The sequence below is a fragment of the Puia sp. genome (assembly GCF_036500295.1).
Lineage (GTDB): Bacteria > Bacteroidota > Bacteroidia > Chitinophagales > Chitinophagaceae > Puia.
The window spans coordinates 1-20,604 of sequence record NZ_DASYCH010000042.1 but is presented as its reverse complement, the minus strand read 5'-3'; the positions used below and the strand labels follow the sequence as shown (position 1 = coordinate 20,604).

Annotated in this window: 11 protein-coding genes; 8 read left to right on the top strand and 3 right to left on the bottom strand. The window is 54.3% G+C overall.

The window, feature by feature from the left end; all coding sequences use genetic code 11:
• Nucleotides 1–7: 7 nt before the first annotated feature.
• From VGM48_RS07785 to VGM48_RS07775, 3 genes are read right to left on the bottom strand one after another with little or no spacing between them, the layout of a single operon-like run.
• Nucleotides 8–772, bottom strand: a complete 765-nt coding sequence (locus VGM48_RS07785; RefSeq protein WP_331577740.1) for an SDR family oxidoreductase — start codon at nt 770–772, stop codon at nt 8–10.
• Nucleotides 750–2,915 (bottom strand): alpha-glucuronidase family glycosyl hydrolase, encoded by a 2,166-nt coding sequence (locus tag VGM48_RS07780; protein WP_331577738.1) that lies wholly within the window; start codon nt 2,913–2,915, stop codon nt 750–752. Before VGM48_RS07780 ends, VGM48_RS07785 begins: the two co-directional genes overlap by 23 nt.
• Nucleotides 2,915–3,952 carry a LacI family DNA-binding transcriptional regulator gene (locus VGM48_RS07775; RefSeq protein WP_331577736.1) on the bottom strand — a complete coding sequence of 346 codons (1,038 nt, stop codon included), beginning with the start codon at nt 3,950–3,952 and terminating at the stop codon, nt 2,915–2,917. The genes VGM48_RS07780 and VGM48_RS07775 overlap by 1 nt, the downstream gene beginning before the upstream one ends.
• Nucleotides 3,953–4,293: 341 nt before the next feature.
• Between VGM48_RS07775 and VGM48_RS07770 the strand changes: the two genes are divergently transcribed.
• The 8 genes from VGM48_RS07770 to VGM48_RS07735 form a co-directional block, all read left to right on the top strand.
• Nucleotides 4,294–7,398: a TonB-dependent receptor gene (locus VGM48_RS07770; protein ID WP_331577734.1), complete on the top strand. Its 3,105-nt coding sequence runs from the start codon at nt 4,294–4,296 to the stop codon at nt 7,396–7,398.
• Nucleotides 7,399–7,410: 12 nt separating this feature from the next.
• Nucleotides 7,411–9,378 carry a RagB/SusD family nutrient uptake outer membrane protein gene (locus VGM48_RS07765; protein ID WP_331577732.1) on the top strand — a complete coding sequence of 656 codons (1,968 nt, stop codon included), beginning with the start codon at nt 7,411–7,413 and terminating at the stop codon, nt 9,376–9,378.
• A gap of 162 nt (nt 9,379–9,540) precedes the next feature.
• Nucleotides 9,541–11,358: a sialate O-acetylesterase gene (locus VGM48_RS07760; RefSeq protein ID WP_331577730.1), complete on the top strand. Its 1,818-nt coding sequence runs from the start codon at nt 9,541–9,543 to the stop codon at nt 11,356–11,358.
• 91 nt (nt 11,359–11,449) lie between these two features.
• Nucleotides 11,450–12,946 carry a DUF5597 domain-containing protein gene (locus VGM48_RS07755; RefSeq protein WP_331577728.1) on the top strand — a complete coding sequence of 499 codons (1,497 nt, stop codon included), beginning with the start codon at nt 11,450–11,452 and terminating at the stop codon, nt 12,944–12,946.
• 12 nt (nt 12,947–12,958) lie between these two features.
• Nucleotides 12,959–15,346 carry an endo-1,4-beta-xylanase gene (locus VGM48_RS07750; RefSeq protein WP_331577726.1) on the top strand — a complete coding sequence of 796 codons (2,388 nt, stop codon included), beginning with the start codon at nt 12,959–12,961 and terminating at the stop codon, nt 15,344–15,346.
• Between the two features lie 46 nt (nt 15,347–15,392).
• Nucleotides 15,393–16,862, top strand: a complete 1,470-nt coding sequence (locus VGM48_RS07745) for a sialate O-acetylesterase (protein WP_331577724.1) — start codon at nt 15,393–15,395, stop codon at nt 16,860–16,862.
• Nucleotides 16,863–16,965: 103 nt separating this feature from the next.
• Nucleotides 16,966–18,138: a mannonate dehydratase gene (gene uxuA, locus VGM48_RS07740; RefSeq protein WP_331577722.1), complete on the top strand. Its 1,173-nt coding sequence runs from the start codon at nt 16,966–16,968 to the stop codon at nt 18,136–18,138.
• A gap of 64 nt (nt 18,139–18,202) precedes the next feature.
• Nucleotides 18,203–20,604: ABC transporter permease (locus VGM48_RS07735; protein WP_331577720.1), on the top strand; the 2,402-nt coding region annotated here is incomplete at its 3' end.

The following is a 20,604-nucleotide window of genomic DNA, read 5'->3' as shown; positions in this document are numbered from 1 at the left end:
CAAGACTTTAAAAACCGACGGAGTTGCCGCCGTCGATGGGCAGCACTACTCCGGTGACATATTTTGCCTGATCGGAGGCGAGGAAGAGCGCGGCGTCGCCGATGTCGGCGGGTTCGCCCAACCGGCCAAGGGGGGTCCGGGCGAAGACCTTTTGTTTTCTTTCTGCGTCGCCGTTCAGCGCCTTCGAGGACATATCGGTTGCGATAAATCCGGGGGCGATGCAATTGACGAGGATACCCATCGGGGATAGTTCGACAGCCATGGCCTTTGTCATCCCTTCGATCGCCGACTTGGAGGCGGTGTAGGCGATGACCTTGGGGATGCCATACTGCGCCGCCATGGAGCTGATATTGATGATATGGCCTTTTCCGCGGGGCAGCATTCCTTTAACCACCTCGCGGCATACGGCGAATACCGATCGGACATTGGTCAGGAGGATCCGTTCGAACTCTTCATCGGTCACGTCGGCGAACTCTTTTTTCATGTTGACGCCGGCGTTGTTTACGAGGATATCGATGGGGCCGTGTTCTGCCGTGATCCTGTGGATCAGGGCGGGGATGGCGTCCAGGTCGTTGAGGTCCTGGGTGACGGGGTGGCAAAGGGCGCCCAGTTCTGTTTTGGCCGCCGAGAGCTTAGCCTTGTCCCGGCCGATGATGATGGTACGAATCCCGGCTTCAATGAATTTTTTGGCGATGGCCAGGCCGATGCCTGAGCTGCCGCCGGTTACGATCGCGATCCGTTGGGTGTGCTTACTGATTTGTTCCTGGGGCATAGTAAATTTTATGTTGCTGGTAATATTCAAGGGAGTGATCGGGTGGTTCCGCGCCTTCGGGCAGGGGTTGACGGGAGAAGGTCTGGAAGTAGAGCAGACAGGCGTTGCGCCATTCCACGGCGTTTGCTTCCTGGATCGCGAGCCGCATGTTGACCTGCTGCCATCTTTCGGGGTCGATGTGTTGGCGGAGACCGGTCCAGCAGCGTTGTATCCACCGGACGGAGTCCACGCCGGCATAATATTTATGACAGAGTTCGGCCCAGAGGGTGCGGCCGGTGTGCATGGTATGGTTCCAGGACACGTGATGCCACCAGAGCAGCCATTTGTCGGGGCAGCTATTTGAGTCGAGCCATTGGGTGCGGGCGCCGGGGGCATACTGTTCGAGCGCATTGCTGCCGGTTATTGTGCGGTCGAAGCCGATGCCGGCCGTATCGGCCTTGTGGTAGTATACGGGATTCCAGTCGGCTCTTGCTGCATTGGCGAGCCAGGGACCCGGGCCATAGTGATGTTCGTAAGCCATGATGTGATGAAGACCCAGCGGGGTCATGTAATCTACGGCAATCTCACGGGACTCCATCATTATTTGCCGGATGCTGTCGACGACGGAGGGGTGGTTGCTAAACGTTTGCCGGATCCATTCCGTTGCGATGGCTGCGGAGTATGGGGTGTTTGCGCCACCGGTTTCCCAGGCGAGGCGGCCGAAGGCATACCAGTTGGCCTGGGCAAAGATATGTCCGCACCAGTTGCGGTCGTTGCCGATATTGGCTACACCTGCCATGCCACGAATCGTCGCGGAGACCGGAGTGGCATCGGATGGCCGTGGCGGGCGGCTGGGCGGTACGGCATTGTGGCCGGAAGCGTCGGTAGACGGGGAGGGTTGGTGCGTGTCGGAGTCGAGGCATTCTTCGAAGAGTGGCGCCAGATAGACGAGATGATTGGAGAATCCGAGGTATTCCTGGGTCAGCTGCACTTCGAGCAGGAGTGGTGTTGCGGGCATGGCGCCGAATAGCGGATGGAAGGGTTCGCGAGGTTGGAAGTCGATGGGGCCGTTTTTTACCTGTACCAGGACGTTCTGGTGAAACCTGCCGTCGAGAGGTTTGAATTCGGTATAGGCCTGCCGGGCGCGGTCTTCGGGTGTCTCGTTGCTATAGACGAAGGCGCGCCAGATGACGATACCGTTGTGGGGTTCGAGGGCTTCGGCGAGCATATTGGCGCCGTCGGCATGGGTCCGGCCATAGTTCTGCGGTCCGGGCTGGCCTTCGGAGTTGGCTTTTACGAGGAAGCCGCCGAAGTCGGGGATGCGGCGGTAGATCTCTTCGGTCTTATTGCGCCACCACTGGCGGACGGCGGGGTCGAGCGGGTCGGCAGTTTTTAGTCCACCGATATCGATCGGGCTGCTGAAGCGGACGGAGAGATAGACTCTGATGCCATAGGGGCGGAAGACATCTGCAAGGGCGGCGGTCTTTTCGAGATAGTCGGGAGTAAGGATATAGGGGCTTGCGTTTACGTTATTCAGCACCGTTCCATTGATGCCGATGGAGGCGTTAGCCCGGGCATAGTCGGTGTAGCGTTGATCTTTATATATAGGCAGGGTGAACCAGTCCCAGAGTGAAAGGCCGGCATAGCCGCGCTCAATCCTGCGGTTGAGGTTATCCCAGTGGTCGAGGATGCGATAGGGCAGGGAAGGGATGCTAGTGATGGCGAGATGATCGATCGGCTGCTGCGTTTGAAGAAGGCGGAGGAAGTGAAATACGCCATAGAGAACGCCTTTGTCGGTGGCGGCGGTGATGAGGATGGTCTTTTTCCCGGCCCGGGTGAGCGTGCGGATGATAAAACCTTCCGGGCCGAGGCGGGGCAATTCATCCGGGCTTTGGAGCCGGACGATGAGGGTGTTATTGGTTTGGGTCGGGCGGGGCGTTTCCCCGAGCAGGCCCTGAAGGCCGGTCAGCAATTCCTTTTTTGCGGTTATGAGTATCGGGCTTGTGGCGGGAAAGTCGATGGTGGTCAGCGCATGCCGGTATTGTTTCAGCAGGATGGGGTTGTCGATCCGATCGTAGCGAAGCCAAAGCCGGTAGCCATCCTCTGCTTTTATGGCGCTGCTCAGCCAAAGGATGAAGAGGCCGGAGAGGAGGATTCTTTTCATTAGGGAGTTGGTTTCCCGCCGGTGGAGGACTCGCGGATCACGAGTTCCGAGCGTAAGATGATGGTATTGGTTGAGCTGGTGCCTGAGGAGCCGCTGAGATGGGCGATCAGGTTGCGGGCGGCTACCTGGCCCATTTCGTAGCCGGGATAGTTTATCGTGGTGAGATTGGGTTCGATGACGGTGGATACGGGATCGTTGTTGAAGCCGACGAAGGCGATGTCTTCGGGGATGCGGATGCCCATTTGTTTTAGGGCGATCATGCAGCCGACGGCGCAGTTGTCGTTGGCGACGAAGACCGCGTCGGGGAGGGGTTGCATCTGGCGGATGTGGGTGGCGGCATCGGCTCCGGCTTCCTGGCTGAGGTTGCCGACGATGACATGATCTTCGCGGAAGGGGATACGCTGGTCTGCGAGGGCTTGTTTGTATCCCTGGAGACGATCGATATAAACGTTCCGTTTCTGGGTGGCGGTGATATGAACGATGCGGCGGCGGCCCAGGCTGACCAGGTGGGTCGTGGCCTCGTAAGCCGCTTTGACGTTGTTGATCTGTACGCAGATGCCATCCAGCTGGTCGGTGGTACGGTCGAAGAAGACGAGTGGGATCTTCTTCTTTATAAAGGGCTCGAAATGGGCAATGGATTCGGTATCGTAGGCCAGGGAGACCAGCAGGCCGTCCACGCGGTTGTTGAATAAGGTGACGGCATTGGCCTTTTCCTTTTCCTGCGACTCGGAGGACTGGCTGATAATCAGATTATAGCCTTCGCTTGTGGCGACGTTTTCCATGCCGGCGATGGCGGCGGACATGAAGGAACTGTTGATGCGGGGGATGATGACGCCGATGGTATTGGTGCGTTGGGTGCGGAGGTTACGGGCAAAGTTGTTGGAGCGATAGCCCATTTCCTGGGCCAGGTCGGCGATCCGCTTCTTTGTCTTCTTGCTGACGACCGGGTCGTCCTTTAAAGCGCGGCTGACCGTGGCGATGGAGATATTCAGCTTTCGGGCAAGGTCGTATATGGTGACTTCTTTCTCGCTACTCATACAATCGTTTACATGCTGTTTATATGGATAAAAATAAGATTTTTTTTGAAAAAAATTGTAATCGGTTACATTTTGTCAGATTTTTACTTATTTTAGCCTTGTCAAAGTCGTAAAAGCGGCTTAGATGCGGGCGAGCCCGTGACCAGATTTCTGCATACTTGCCATACTAAAAAAAGACGATTGATCTTATGCAGCCAAAACTACGCGCAGACAGGAAACCTTCTCTCCAGGCGGTTCCGATGGTTATCGGACGCATTTCCCACTCTTATTTGGCGTCTTCTATCATTTCCGTTGCTATCCCCGGTAATTATGCATCGATTGTAAAAAAAACCAAACTATATATGCGAAAATTCACATTACGAAACGCCGTTGTTTCGGGCATACTAATGATTGCTGTGAGCCTGTTTTCGTCATCGTCGCTGTTTGCACAGGACGTCGGCGAAGTTGTGAACGGGAAGGTGGTCGATTCAAGCGGAAATCCCGTCAGTGGAGCATCCATCTTAAATGTAAAGAGCGGAAAGGGTACTTCCGCCGACAAGGACGGTAATTTTTCCCTCAGGGCGGTGAAGGGACAGACGCTGCAAATCTCTTTTGTGGGTTACCAGTCGACAAGGGTTGTATATAAAGGACAGACCAATCTGGCTGTGACGCTTTTGCGGGAGAACGCTGTCCTTGGAGATGTGGTGGTGATCGGTTATGGTACTCAGCGGAAGGAAGCCGTCACAGGATCCGTCGCTTCCATAAGTGGGAATAATTTGCGGGAAGTACCGACTCCAAATATATCCGCTGCGTTGCAGGGGCGTCTGCCGGGGGTCGCGATCTCGCAGACCTCTTCGCAGCCGGGCGCTACCATGCAGATCCGCATCCGTGGTACGCGTTCGCTAACGGCGACAAACGATCCATTGGTCGTGCTTGACGGGCTTCCCTTTCCCGGTAACATTGCCGATATAGATATGAACAACGTTAAGAGCCTCGATGTCCTGAAAGATGCATCGGCAACGGCCATTTACGGTTCCCGCGGCGCTAATGGCGTTATTCTGATCACGACCTACAAGGGGACCTCCGGCCAGGACCCGCGAATAGCCCTTAACAGCTACTATGGCGTGAGCAAAGTCTTCTCGCCTTTTCCCATGATGAACGGTCCGCAGTTTGCCGCTCTGCGGAAAGCCGCCGGTTTGTACAAGAACCAGGATGGTTCTATCCAGTTGGGAACGGACGAATCGCTGAACACCAACACCAACTGGCAGAATTTGCTGTACCAGACGGGGAAGGTGACCAACGAAGACATCAGTGTTTCTGCCGGTACAAAAAGAGGCAGCTACAGCTATGGCGCTTCTTACTATGAGAACGACGGAGTAATTCCCACGCAGTCCTACAAGCGTTATTCGCTGCACGGCGCCGTCGATCAGCGTGTGGGTAAATACTTGCGGCTGGGCTTTACCACGAACAACAATTACAATTATACGCAGGGCTCTCAGGTGGGCTTGTACAATACCTTGTCCAATTCGCCCCTGGCCAGTCCGTATAAAGCGGATGGGTCCATAAAATATGTCGTCGCGATGCCCCTGGATCAGCAGTGGGTTAGCACTAAAAAGGTTTTGGACAGCCTGAAGGATAACTACCTCAGCCAGCAAAAAGGCTATGCCACGTACAATTCCGTTTATGGGGAATTGCAGATACCCGGTGTACCGGGGCTGGCTTACCGGGTCAATGTGGGGCTGAACCTTTACCAGATCAACAAAGGCAGTTATACTGCAGTGGGGGTCAACAGCAATAATCCTACCGCGCCTTCCACTGCTTCCAGCGGTGACTCGACGGGTACCGACTGGACCATCGAAAACCTGCTGACGTATGACCGCAGCATCGGCAAGCACCAGTTCAATGCGATGGCCTTGTATTCTACGGAGCGGACTCAGATAAGCAGCTCGAATATCAGCGGGATAGGCGTTCCCGCGGATGCGCTCCAATATTACAACATCGGTACCGCCGGCCAGGAGATCGATGTTCTACCGGCCAATCAGTATTACTCGGAGAGAGGTTTGAAGTCCTGGATGGGCCGGTTGATGTATTCTTATGACAACCGCTACCTGATCTCGGCTACCATTCGTTCGGATGGCGCCTCGGTGCTGGCGCCGGGACATCAATGGCATACGTATCCGGCCGTTTCCGCCGGATGGAACGTAGCCAATGAATCGTTTATGCGAGGTATCTCCCTCATCAATCTGCTGAAGCTGCGGGTTGGTTACGGAGAAACTTCGAACCAGGCGGTAGTGCCTTATTCCACGCTCGGGGTTTTAAGTACCAATCCTTATAATTTCGGAGCTTCCACCTATGCGACGGGGTATTATGTTTCCCAATTGCCCAATGCCTCGCTGAGTTGGGAGTATTCCAAGACCTGGAACTATGGGATAGACTTTGCCCTGCTGGACAACCGTCTGTCGGGTACTGTCGAATATTATATCACGAAGACCAATGGTCTGTTGCAGAGCGTGACGCTGCCGCCCACGTCCGGCGTAAACAGCTATGTGGCCAATGTGGGGAATACCCAGAATAAGGGGATAGAATTCTCGCTTGATGGAACCATCCTGAAGACCAATAGCGGCTGGACCTGGGATGCCGGAGTCAACATGTCTTTCAACCGGAACAAGATCACGCGTCTTAACACAGGTGTAACGGCCGACCAGACCAACTGGTGGTTCGTGGGGAAGCCCATCAATGTGATCTATGACTACAAGAAAATAGGGTTATGGAAAACATCGGCTGATAGCGCCAGTGGTCACGAGAATATTCTGCAACCTGGAGGGAATGTAGGAGAGGTCAAGGTATTGTATACAGGCCCTACCGGTTCCAATGGTACGCCCACGAGGGCGATCAGCCCGGATGACCGGCAGGTGTTGAATGCCGATCCGAATTTTATCGGGGGCTTTAATACGCGCGTTGCCTACAAAGGATTCGATCTGTCGGCCGTGGGCATCTTCCAGAGTGGCGGTATCCTGATAAGCACGGTGTATGGACCGTCAGGCTATCTCAACCTGATGAGCGGCCGGAGGAACAACATCCAGGTGGATTACTGGACTCCAACAAATATCAATGCCAAATATCCCAAGCCGGGGGGTCAGATGAGCGGAGACAACCCGCAGTATGCCTCTACGCTTGGCTATTTCAGCGGATCGTATGTGAAGGTACGTTCCATTACCCTGGGATATAATTTTGCCAAGTGGTTAAGACAATTCGGCATCCCCCAGGCAAGGCTTTATGTCACCGCACAAAATCCGTTTGTGACGCTTTCGCCATACCATCGCGAAACGGGGTTGGATCCTGAGACCAATTCTTACGGCGACCAGTATCAGGCAGTGACGACGCAGTATACGCATCGTCTGCTTGTTCAGGGGTTCAATACGCCAGCCACGCGCAGCTTTTTAGTCGGTCTTAATATAACCTTTTAAATTTCTTCAATAATGAAACGCCTATATATCAACAGTATTTTATTAGGGGCCGTCATCGGGGTATTGTTCCTTGGGGGATGCAAGAAGGTCCTGCAGGAGCAACCCCGCAGCAACTATACGCCTGATTTTTTCAACACCCAGACCGGCGTAGTAGGGGGATTGACGGAAATGTATGCCCATCTGCGATACATTTATGGGCAAGGCTATTATTATAATACCCTTGAGGTCGGTACGGATGAGTCGACTTACGGCCAGAGCGCCGATGCGAACTTTTTGGTCATGGATATGACCGGGCAGGGCGTTATCAATGCCACTACGAGCCGCGCCGATGTGATCTGGAATACCTGCTTCACCAATATCAATACGGCCAGTGGGGTTATCCAATCCGGCTCCAAGGCGGGCGTGAATGTCGCGTTGACGTCGGAGGCGAACTTCTTTCGGGCTTTCGATTATTTTTTGCTGGTGCAGACCTTTGGCGGCGTGCCATTGGACCTGGGTGCAGGCAATTTGCAATTCAATACGAAGCCGACCCCCACGTCCGTACGCAATAGCGTGCAGACCGTGTACACCCAATGTATCTTTCCGGATCTGCAGGCGGCGGTGAGCAATCTGCCGATGACGGCCCGCCTGACGGGTACTGTTACCAAACCGGTGGCCCAGCTTTTTCTGGCCAAGGCTTATCTGACCTATGCCTGGTGGCTGAAGAATCCCAATAGTATTCCTACCTTTCCGGATTCCGGTCGCACGGATCCGGCCGGGCATGACGCCAATTATTATTTCCAGCAGGCTTATACTACTGCCGTCAGTGCGATCCAGAATCCGGGGTCTTATGGTTTGCAGCCCACCTTTTACGACCTGAACGTGGGATCAAATGACCGTAACAACGAGATCATGCTTTATGCCGACCATACGCAAAACAGCCAGCAATACAATGCGGCCAGCCTTACCTATAGCAATGGCGGTGCGCCCGATAATTTCTCCTGCTGGATGCAGACCTGGAATTACCCGGTGTTGACGAGCAGCAGCACCAGCGGATCGTGGAAAAATGTGAATTCTGTCCAGCGCGCCTCGGTACAGGGTTATGGCCGGCCGTACATCCGGATGACGCCCACGATTGGCGCCGTAACCCAAACCTTCTCCGACAAGACCAATGATTCGCGTTATGATGGTACCTTTCAGACGGTGTACCGGGCGAACATCAAAGAAGCCGGAGTTGCGGGTCCGGTGTATAATGCCAACTACATGCCCGTTAATGAGGGAGACGCTGTCCTCAGCTTCCTGAATGACGAATCTGCCGGGACCATCGATTATACCAACTCGGTATATAAAAGCAGTATTGGAGCCGGTGTCCTGCCGGGCCGGGCAGATTTTGTGGTGAGCCCGCAAGGGATCAGCAGAATTGTATATCCCGGGCTTTGGAAGATCAGTGCGTACCGGACGGATAATGGAACGGGGTTGGGAAATCCGAACGCGGCAAGTACCCGGCCCTGGAATATTGCTAAATTCTCGGAGTTGTTCTTTATTGCGGCGGAGGCGGCGGTGGAGGGGGCTACCCCAACGGCGGTCACGGGCGCCTATGTCAATGACGGTACGGCCTATGGTCTGATCAATGTCCTCCGTGCCCGGGCCGGGAAGTGGAAGTTCAGCAATGCCGCCAACGCTGCCCAGGTGGCAGACCACAGTGCGGCGATGGTCGCGGCTACGCCACCGACGATCGACATCAACTATCTGCTGGCCGAACGGTCCCGCGAATATTATGGGGAAGGATACCGGTGGTATGACCTGATCCGGACGCAGCAGTGGGCCAACCTGTCCACCACGTACCAGATCTGTGGTGCTGCCTATGGGAACCATACCCCGCAAACGTTTACGCGCACCATTACGCCTAATCTTTGGTTGCGGCCTATCCCGCAGGGGCAATTGGATGCCATGCAGGTGAGCGCAGCGGTGAAAGCGGCGTATCAAAATCCGGGTTATTGAGACAAGATGTTGTAGATTAATATCATGAAATTGCGAATATTCAAGGAAAAGCGCTTTGCAGGCGCTTTTCTTCTGTTTACCTGCTTTGCGGCTTGGCTGCCGGTCCGCGCCCAGATAAGGTTGCCCCGTCTTGTGAGGGACAGTATGGTTTTACAACGGGGGATGAAAATACCTGTCTGGGGTTGGGCGGCGAAAGGGGAGCGTGTAAACCTAAGGTTCAACGGGCAAACCTATCGGTCGGTCGCCGGACGGGACGGGAGGTGGGTGCTACGGCTGCCGGCGATGAAGGCAGGTGGTCCTTATACCCTGGAGATCAGCGGGAAGAATAAAATAGTCTTGCATGACGTACTGATCGGTGATGTCTGGCTTTGTTCCGGCCAGTCCAATATGGTGCATCAGATGAAATTGCACAGCGTACGGTATCCGGATGAGATCGCCGGCGCACATTACCCTGCGATCAGACAGTTCTGGGTGCCGACCGCCACCGATCTGCAAGGTCCGAAGGATGATCTGCCGACGGGCTATTGGAAGTGCGCCAATCCTGAGGACGTGCTGGATTTTTCCGCGGTGGCTTATTTTTTCGCAAAGGACCTGTATGAGAAATATCATGTGCCGATAGGGATCATCAATGCGAGCGTAGGCGGGACGCCTATCGAGGCGTGGACAAGCGAAGCAGGTTTGAGCCGTTTGCCTGCCCTGGTAAAAACAATTGAAAAGAATAAAGACACGGCCTATATCAGCGATCCTGGCCGTAGAAGGCTGGCGGACCAGGCCAATAGGCCAAGGCTGGTGGATAAAGGGTTGGCGGGGCCTGATCCCTGGTACAGTCCTGGTTATATTCCGAAAGGATGGCGGCCGATCGGTGTTCCCGGCTTTTGGGAAGACCAGGGATTAAGGAACCTTGACGGGGTGGTTTGGTACCGGAGGGAGATCGATGTGCCGGTGTCCATGACCGGCAAGCCCGCAAAAGTCTTTTTGGGGAGGATCGTCAATGCCGATGCGCTGTACATCAATGGAAAGGAGGTGGGCAACACAACTTACGAATACCCGCAAAGGAGATATGCTCTTCCTACCGGTCTGCTGAGGCCGGGAAAGAATCTATTCGTCGTACGCGTTACCAATAGTTTCGGAAAAGGGGGCTTCGTCCCGGATAAGCCTTATTGCCTGATGGCCGGAAACGATACCATCGACCTGAAAGGGTACTGGGAATATAAGGTTGGCGAAGTCTTCGTACCTCGCCGGGAAACGGATGGAGGCTTCGGTTTCTCCGCGCAAAATGCGCCGACGGCTTTATACAATGCCATGATCGCGCCGCTTATTCCTTATGCGATCAAAGGATTTGTCTGGTATCAGGGAGAAGCCAATACCAGTCATGCTGCCGAATATGCAAAATTGCAGCCGGCGATGATCGAAGACTGGCGCAGCCAATGGAAAGAAGGAGATATCCCGTTTCTGTATGTGCAGCTTCCGGGCTTCGGCGATTATAACTATCTGCCGGCCGAAAGTGGTTGGGCAGAATTGAGGGAGGCACAGCTGCAATCCTTATCGGTGCCTAATACGGGCATGGCGGTGGCTATCGACCTCGGGGAATGGAACGACATTCACCCTGACAGGAAAAAGCCAGTAGGGGACAGGCTGGCATTGGTCGCGGAGAAGATCGCTTATGGAGAAGATGTTGTTTACTCGGGGCCCATTTTCCGGTCAGCGGAGTTTTCAAGCGGTAAGGTCACCCTCTCCTTTGCGCATACCGGCGGCGGATTGATGACTAGTGACGGAGAAGAACCACAGGAGTTTGCCGTCGCGGGCGCCGATAAGAAATTTGTTTGGGCCAGGGCGAAGATCGAAGGGGATAGAGTCGTGGTATGGAGCGATACCATAAAGGATCCGAAGTATGTGCGATATGCATGGGCGGATGATCCTGTTGAACCCAACCTGTACAATAAAGACGGTTTGCCGGCCTCGCCTTTTGAAGCACAATAACTGTTACAAAAGCATAAGAACATTGAAAACTTTATTCCTTACCGTTGCGGGTCTTTTTTGTATACTAAGACTTAGTGCGCAAACATCGTCTATGCCCAGATTGGTGAAGGCAGGCAATTCCACTCAATTGCTGGTAGACAATACACCTTATCTGATCCTGGGCGGAGAGTTAGGCAACTCAAGCGCCTCGAGCAATGAGTATATGAGACCTGTTTGGCCAAAGCTGAAGCAGATGAACCTGAATACGGTAATTGCGCCGGTTTATTGGGAGTTGATGGAACCAAACGAAGGAAAATTTGATCTTTCACTTGTAGACAGCCTGATCAAAAATGCCCGGCTAAATAACATGAAGTTGGTGTTGCTTTGGTTCGGCTCCTGGAAGAACAGTATGTCCTGTTACGTGCCGGAATGGGTAAAAACCGATATAAAAAGATTTCCCAGGGCATTGAATAAAGACGGCGTCCAGCAGGAAATATTAACCCCTTTCAATCGGGATAATCTGGAAGCTGATAAAAAGGCCTTCGTCACCCTGATGCAGCATGTCAGGCAAATTGACGGCCGGCAGAATATTGTCATAGCCGTTCAGGTGGAAAATGAAATTGGCATGCTTGGAAGTGCCCGCTCTTACGATCCCGCAGCCAATGCGGCATTCAGCCAGCCTGTTCCTGAGCAACTACTACGTTATCTGCGGAAGAATAAGAACAACGGCGACTGGGAGGATGTTTTTGGGAAAGGCGTGGCGACGGATGAGTATTTCATGGCATGGAGCTTTGCGAAATATGTAAACGAAATTGCTACCGCGGGGAAAGCCGTTTATGATCTTCCGATGTATGTAAATGCTGCTTTGAACCGGCCGGGTTGGAATCCCGGTCAATATCCGAGCGGAGGGCCGGTGCCGCATTTGAGAGATATTTGGAAGGCCGGTGCGCCCGGCATCGACCTACTGGCCCCGGATATTTATTTTCCTGATCTTCAGCATTGGTGCGATCTCTACAGCCGGTCAGGCGATGCCTTATTCATTCCCGAAATTCGTTTTGAAAAGGATGACGATGCAAAGGCTTTTTTTGTTTTCGGGCATTATAACTGTTTATCCTTTTCTCCTTTTTCAATCGAGTCGGCGGAGCATCCGGAAAGCGAACCTATCGGCAAGGCCTATTCCATTCTAAGGCAAATAAGCCCGCTGATCGTAAAATATCAACCATTAGGTAAGGTAAGTGGGTTTCTGCTTAGTAAGGATTCTTTGTCCCAATCGGTTACCGTGGGTGATTACCGGCTGATCGTAAAACACGATTATACCTTACCCTGGTCGCCGGGTTCCAGAGATGGTGCGTGGCCTTTGACCGGATGCACGATCATCGCGGTGTCTCCCGATGAATTTTATGTTGCCGGAACAGGCGTTGTAGTTACGTTTGCCTCGACCACGACAGGGAAAAGAGCAGGTCTTCTGAGGGTGGACGAAGGTGTATTCCAAAATGGTAAATGGATACCTGGCCGTCGCCTGAATGGCGACCAAAATAATCAGGGAAGGGATATAAGGATCCCGATGAATGAATATAGCATCCAGAGGGTCACGCTTTATCAATATTAAAACCTGAGATCTGTGAAAAAGATATTTTTCTGTTTGGTAGTCACGGCGTTCGTACAAAAGGGATTGACTCAGGACACCGTGATAAATGGGAATCGGTATCCGCAGCCTGTAGCGTTTACGGCGCAGCAGGACCATGATAACATGATGCGACAGCTTGGGATCACCCAATTGCGGCCGGGGCCGAGCGGTGATGTCAAGGCTCCCAACCATGCGAATTATGAGGAAGCGAAGGCTAATCCCTGTCCCCGGCTTCCCGACTTACTGACCCTGAAGAATGGAAAGAAAGTAACGACTGCCGGCATGTGGTGGAAACAGCGGCGGCCGGAGATTACGGCTGATCTTGAACGGGAAGTGTATGGCCGGATCCCTGCCCATCTTCCCCGGGTGACATGGACAGTAAAGGCTACCCACCGGGAGGTCGTGGGCATAACGCCTGTTATTGCCAAAGAGTTGGTGGGTCATGTGGACAACAGTGATTATCCGTTGACCGAAGTAGACATCAAAATGGTGCTGGTCGTGCCTGTGGATGTCCGGGGACCTGTGCCGGTGCTGATGATGTTTGGCCGTCAATCGTTCCCCGTGCCTGTCCAGCCTTCGACGGGGGAACTGTTGCGCGCCGGCTGGGGAACTGCTACGATCGAGCCGAGCAGCATACAGGCCGATAACGGGGCGGGACTAACGAGGGGCATTATCGGTTTGGTGAACAAGGGCCAGCCGCGCAAGCCCGAGGACTGGGGAGCGCTCCGCGCCTGGGCGTGGGGGGCCGCGCGCGGACTGGATTACCTGGAAACGGATTCTTTGGTGGATGCAAAGAAGGTGGGTATCGAAGGTGTATCGAGATATGGTAAGGCCGCACTGGTTACGCTGGCTTTCGAGCCGAGATTCGCGGCCGGACTGATCGGGTCTTCCGGTAAGGGCGGAGCGACATTGCTGCGGCGAAATTTTGGAGAGGCTGTGGAAAGCCTGACGGGGGGCGAATATTACTGGATGGCGGGGAACTTTATGAGATACGGGGCTTCCGAGGCAAGTTTTGGCAGTAAGACGGGTTGCGATCCTGACGTGGATTCCCACGATCTGATCGCCTTATGCGCGCCACGGCTTACCTTCATCAGCTATGGCATTCCTGAGAAGGGGGATGCGCAGTGGCTGGACCATGAAGGCAGCTATATGGCAACCGTGGCGGCGGGAACGGTGTTTAAGCTGTTAGGGGCAAAAGATCTTGGCGTTCCCAATGATTACCTGAGCGAAAAAATGCCTTCTGTGAATACGGGAATGCTGGATGGAAGGCTAGCCTGGCGACAACACGACGGCGGACATACGGATGCACCGAATTTTAAATATTTCATACCCTGGGCCAGCGGCTTTCTGAAGTATACCCCGCAGGCCGGTAATGAAGGGGTGGGGCTGAAGGATTATTACAAAGATTATTTTCCCATTGGGGTATCCGTGGCCCCAAGGGATCTAAAAGGGGACGAGGCGCGGTTGATCCTGCAGCAATTCAATAGCCTAACCCCGGAAAATGCGATGAAAATGGGGCCCATACATCCCCAGGAGAATCTTTACCATTGGGACGATGCCGACTCTATCGTCGCGTTTGCCCAGCGTCATCATTTGAAGGTGCGCGGACATAATCTATGTTGGCACAACCAGGCGCCCCGCTGGATGTTCAAAGATCCGGCGGGAAATCCAGTCAGCAAAGAAAAGCTATTGCAGCGGCTGAAGGACCATATAACGACAGTCGTCAACCGGTATAAAGGGAAGATCTACGCCTGGGACGTCGTAAATGAAGCGATCGCGGATGACAGCAGCCATTATCTGCGGCCATCGTTATGGTACCAGATATGCGGCGAGGACTTTATTGAAAAGGCATTCGAGTATGCCCATGCTGCGGACCCGTCGGCACTGCTGTTCTATAATGATTACAACACGGAGGTTCCCGCCAAGCGGGATAAGATATACCAAATGCTGAAAGGGATGCTGGCTAAAGGGGTGCCGATCGATGGTATCGGGTTACAGGCCCACTGGTCTATCAGTACCCCAACGAGGGAGGAACTGGAAAATTCCATCCGGCTTTTCTCTTCTCTGGGGTTGCAGGTCCAGATCACCGAATTGGATGTCTCCGTTTTTGCCGGACATGCGGGCGGAGAAATAGAGAGGAGTACCGATAGTCGGGCGGATTCCGGTTTTACGGCGGAAATGGAACAAAGGCAGTTGGAGCAATATAAGATGGCGTTCGAGGTTTTCCGAAAATACAGGCAGCAGTTGACGGGGATAACTTTCTGGAATATCTCGGATAGGTACAGCTGGCTGAACAACAGGGGAAGGAAGAACTATCCGTTGTTATTCGATGAGAATCTCCAGCCTAAGAAGGCTTACCGGGCTGTCGTCGATTTCAAATAAACGTTTTTGTACAAAAAGCCGATATTGCGTTCCAAATCGGTTTCGCATGAGCGCAAGACGAATCTCCGGCCGGAAGATGGCCGGTCGATGGTTGACTTTATTTTTGTTGTTGTCCGGATCGGCGGTTATCGCGCAGGTGCGGGTTCCGCGGCTGGTTAGTGATGGGATGGTCCTGCAACGGGACATGCCCCTGCGGGTTTGGGGTTTTGCTTCGCCGGGGGAGCGGGTTACGGTGAAATTTGTTGGCGAGACGGTCAGCGGCGTTACCGATGATAACGGCAAATGGGTGGTTCAGCTGTCGCCGAAGAAGGCGGGCGGTCCCTTTACGATGGACATCAACGGCATCAATCATATCTGGCTGAAGAATATCCTTGTCGGTGATGTATGGGTCCTTTCGGGGCAGACGGGGATGGCGATGCCGATGTCGACCGTGAAAGAAAAATATGCCGATCTTATCGCGCATGCCGACAACTCATCGATCCGGCAGTTCCTTGTTCCATTACGGTACGATTTCAAGGCGCCGCGTGACAACACTCCGTCCGGGGTGCACTGGGAGTCTGCCACACCGGCTTCCGTCCTTTCTTTTTCGGCCCTGGGTTATTTCTTTGCCCGGGCGATGTATGACGAATACCATGTGCCTGTCGGGCTTATCAATGTCTGCGCACCCGATGCGCCCGCGGAGGCCTGGCTTAGCAGGGATGGCCTGCGGGTCGTTCCGCAATATGCAGCTGTGGCTGCCCGTTATACCGACAGTGTCTTTAAAGAGGGCACGGGGCCTGCCGATCCGATGGCACCGGGCGGGCTTTTCAACGGGATGATCTATCCCGTGTGCAGTCAGACGGTGAGAGGGATCATCTGGTTTCAGGGTGAGGCCAATCTGGGAAAAGCGGCTGAATATACCACGCTGTTGCCTTTGCTGATCAATGACTGGCGCCGGTGGTGGGCCGAAGGCAGTCTTCCGTTCTTATATATCCAGGCCCCGGCGCATGGTCCTGCGAAGGAGGTGACGGATGAAAGTCCCTGGGCCGACCTGCGGGAGGCGCAACGGATGGCGATGAGTTTGCCCAACACGGCGATGATCGTCTCGGCCGATTGTGGAGATGTCGCGGATGTGGCGGGACAGAACCGGGAGGAGATAAGCAAGCGGCTGCTTCTATCGGCGGAGAGTATCGCTTTTGAGAAGAAGAATTTTATCTCTTCGGGGCCGTTGTTCCATTCGATGAAGGTTCGTGGCGACCGGGTGCATCTCAATTTTACCGAGGTGAATACGGGTCTTAGCGTCAAGGGCGGCGGGGAGCTGAAGGGGTTTACCGTTGCGGGTGAGGACGGGCATTTTGTTACTGCGCAGGCGAGCATCGAGGGGAAGTCGGTTGTCGTCTGGAGCGAGAAGGTGTCGCATCCGGTGGCGGTGCGGTATGGGTGGGCGGACAATCCCGCGAGTGCGAATTTGTATAACAGAGATATTCTTTTTAAAGACGGGTTGCCGGCGCCTGCATTTTCCGGCCACGTAAAGTAGAAAGAGCAGGAGCGTTGCATGGTGTGGGGCGCAAACGTTTTCGAGCCTTTATTACGCGGAAAGGATTCCGGCGTGTATCTTTGGCGACCGAAAAAGAGATAATATGAAAAGACCGTTTTTAATGGAAGAGACCATGCGATGGTATGGTCCGAACGATCCGGTAAGTTTGTGGGATATTCGTCAGGCAGGATGTACGGGGGTGGTGACGGCCCTGCATCATATTCCTGTCGGCGAGGTTTGGCCGGTGGCCGAGATCAGGACGCGTAAAACAGAGGTGGAGAATGCGGGTATGCGCTGGACGGTGATCGAGAGCCTGCCTGTTCATGAAGACATCAAAAAGCAGACCGGCGACTACCAAAAATATATCGCTAATTATCAGGAGAGCCTCCGCAATGTGGCCAGCTGCGGGCTGGAGGTAGTGACGTATAATTTCATGCCGATATTAGATTGGATGCGCACGGACATCGCGTATGCCATGCCCGATCGCAGTCTGGCCTTACGCTTTGAGAAGGCAGCTTTTATCGCCTTTGATCTCTTTTTGTTGAAGAGACCGGGTGCGGAGAAGGACTATACGGCGGCTGAAATTACGATCGCGGAGAAGCGGTTGGCTACGATGACGGCGGCAGAGAAAGAAACGCTCTATCGCAATACGCTTCTTGGATTGCCGGGTAGTGAGGAACGGTTCACGGAGGAGCAGATACTGAAAGCGTTGAAGACTTATGAGGGGATCGACGCCGTGAAGTTGAAACAGCATTTATTTTATTTTCTGCGGCAGGTAGTGCCTGTGGCGGAGGCGGAAGGGCTGAAGATGGCTATTCATCCCGATGATCCTCCCTTTCCGATACTGGGATTGCCGCGGATCGTCAGCACTGAGCGGGATGCGCGGGAACTGCTGGACTGTGCACCGTCGCCGGCCAATGGGCTTTGTTTTTGTACGGGCAGTTATGGGGTAAGGGCTGATAACGATCTGCCCGGTATGGTGCGCCGGCTGGGCGATCATATTCATTTTATCCATCTGCGGAGTACGAAGCGGGATGCGGAGGGGAATTTCTTCGAGGCCGATCATCTTGGCGGCGATGTCGATATGGTTGCCGTCATTCGTGAGCTGCTGGCGGTGCAGGAGAAGAGAAGTATCTCGTTGCCTATGCGGCCCGATCATGGGCACCAGATGCTGGATGATCTTAAGACGACGACCTACCCCGGGTACAGTGCTATCGGCCGGCTGCGTGGGCTGGCCGAGTTAAGGGGGGTGCAGGTTGCCTTGAGTCAGGGGTAAACAGGTTGCTTTGAGCCAGGGGTAGAATCGCGGTTTCTTTGTATCTTCCAGAAAACCTTGCCTCATGTTTAGAATTTTCTGGAAGACGGCGTGGAGGAATCTCGTCCGCCACCCGGTATTTGCGTTTATCAATGTCCTCGGGTTGGCCCTGGGACTTTGTTTCTGCCTTGTCATATTCCTTGTTGTCCGGTATGAATTTTCTTTCGACCGGTTTCATCCCGGCGGAGATCGGATCTACCTGGTAGGTCGCACGATCCGTGTCGGGGACAACCTTGACACGTTCAATGCCAGCCGGGTCACGCCGGCGCTGCCGGGTGCGTTGCGCTCAAGTGTCTCCGGGTTGGAAGCCGTGACCGGTTTTTTCTCGGATTGGAGTCCGCAGCTGAAGGTTCCCGATCCGGGGACCAAATCCGGTTATGCGGAGTTTGCGCCGCCGGAAACGAATTCCTGGGCGGATGCCTTGCTGGCAGGCCCCGATTATTTCTCCGTTTTTCAATATCAATGGCTGGCCGGAAATCCGGCCGTCCTGCGGAATCCCTACCAGGTGGTGCTATCGGCAAGCCGGGCGCGACTGTATTTCGGCAATATACCTTTTGGCGGGATGATGGGCAGAAAATTGATCCTCGATGATACGCTTTCTCTTTCCGTAGCGGGTGTCGTTGCGGACTGGAAAGAGCGTTCGGATCTTGTCACGAACGTATTTGTTTCTCTGTCTACGGCCGACCATACGGGTTTAAGGAATCGGTTTTCGACGAATAGCTGGTGGGGCCGGCGGGGAGCAGCCGATATCTGGACCTTTATCCGGCTATCGCCCGGGACAAACCCAGATCAGGTGCGAGGGCAGATACAGACCCTTGCCAAGGCAAATATGCCTGCCTTTGCAAAGCCGGAAATGCAACTGCTGTCTCTGGCGGATCTTCATTTTTCTGTGGGGTATAGTCATGACCCGATACGCAAGGCGCATAAACCTACGCTTTATGGGGTGAGCGCCCTTGCCGTTTTCATCCTGCTGCTGGCTGTGATCAATTTTATCAACCTGTCGACGGCGCAGTCGATCCGGCGAAGCCGGGAGGTGGGGGTGCGAAAGGTGCTGGGGGGCGGCCGTGCGGGGTTGACGCTGCAATTTTTGATCGAGACTGCGTTGGTGGTAATGTTTGCCGTAGTGCTGGCCGTTCTGCTTGTGGCGCCGGTGCTGAAGGTCTTTCATGAATTTGTGCCGGAGGGAGTGCGGTTTGCGCCGGATGTTCCTCTTGTGCTGTTCCTGCTTGCGATGATCGGGGTCACCACGCTGCTGGCGGGCTTTTATCCCGCGCGGGTGTTGTCGGGATACCGGCCGGTGATCAGCCTGCGGGGTGCCACGGAGCATCAGGGCAATTCTTCATGGACCCTGCGGCGCGGGTTGATCGTCTTTCAATTTACGATCTCGCTGGGCTTTATCGTCTGTACGCTGGTGGTGGGCAACCAGGTGAAGTATCTGCTGCATACGGATTATGGATTTAAAACAGATGCGGTGCTTACGTTGTACACCGATTGGCGGGACAGTCTCAGCAAGGTGGCTGTCTTGCAGAATAAACTGGCCGGCCTGCCGATGGTTGGGGCCGTTACGCGGGAAGGCGGTGCGCCCGTCGGATGGGGGCATAGGTTCACGGGCTGGGCTGCCCGGCCGGGAGATTCCGCGATAGCAACCGAGATGAATACCGGCGACGAATCCTTTGTCCCCTTTTATCATATGCGGATCGTTGCGGGGCGGAACCTCCGGCATACGGACAGCCTGCAGGAGATATTGATCACTGAAACGGCTGCCCGGGCTTTTGGTTTTGGGAGTCCGGAAAAGGCGCCTGGCCATTTCCTCTATATGGCCAATTATGATAGGAAGATCCCGGTGCCGATCGTGGGTGTGGTGGCCGACTATCATACGGCTTCTTTCCACGATCCTATCCGTCCCGTGATAATCGGGCATGTACCGGAGGCGGAGACCTGGTTGGGTATCCGGCTTGCCGTGGCAGGCAAGGATGCCGGGGGGATGAAGAAGGCGCTGGACGCTATCCAGGGCGTCTATAAAGGCATTTATCCCGGCCAGGAGTTCAACTATGCTTTTATGGACGAAACGATCCGGGATATGTATGCCGATGAGCAGAAGATGTCCCTGTTGGTGCGCAGCGCGATGATCGTTACGATCTTCATTTCCTGTATGGGGCTGTTTGGGGTGGCGTTGTTCTCTGTCGAGAAGCGCACCCGGGAAGTGAGTATCCGAAAGGTGCTGGGGGCCAGTGTCCGGCAGATAGTCGTTCTTTTATGCCGGGATTTTATTGGGCTTGTTCTCCTTGCGATGCTGATCGCGTCGCCTATCGCCTGGTGGGTAATGCACGGATGGCTGGATGGGTTTGTCTATCGCATTCCGCTGGGTATTCCGTTGTTTTTGGCGGCGGGGTGCTTGGGGATCGGGATCGCGTTGCTGACTATCGC

Coding starts and splice junctions, on each gene's coding strand:
- uxuA (WP_331577722.1), top strand. CDS start 16,966: ATGAAAAGACCGTTTTTAATGGAAGAGACCATGCGATGGTATGGTCCG.
- VGM48_RS07760 (WP_331577730.1), top strand. CDS start 9,541: ATGAAAATACCTGTCTGGGGTTGGGCGGCGAAAGGGGAGCGTGTAAAC.
- VGM48_RS07765 (WP_331577732.1), top strand. CDS start 7,411: ATGAAACGCCTATATATCAACAGTATTTTATTAGGGGCCGTCATCGGG.
- VGM48_RS07755 (WP_331577728.1), top strand. CDS start 11,450: ATGCCCAGATTGGTGAAGGCAGGCAATTCCACTCAATTGCTGGTAGAC.
- VGM48_RS07775 (WP_331577736.1), bottom strand. CDS start 3,952: ATGAGTAGCGAGAAAGAAGTCACCATATACGACCTTGCCCGAAAGCTG.
- VGM48_RS07785 (WP_331577740.1), bottom strand. CDS start 772: ATGCCCCAGGAACAAATCAGTAAGCACACCCAACGGATCGCGATCGTA.
- VGM48_RS07780 (WP_331577738.1), bottom strand. CDS start 2,915: ATGAAAAGAATCCTCCTCTCCGGCCTCTTCATCCTTTGGCTGAGCAGC.
- VGM48_RS07770 (WP_331577734.1), top strand. CDS start 4,294: ATGCGAAAATTCACATTACGAAACGCCGTTGTTTCGGGCATACTAATG.
- VGM48_RS07745 (WP_331577724.1), top strand. CDS start 15,393: ATGAGCGCAAGACGAATCTCCGGCCGGAAGATGGCCGGTCGATGGTTG.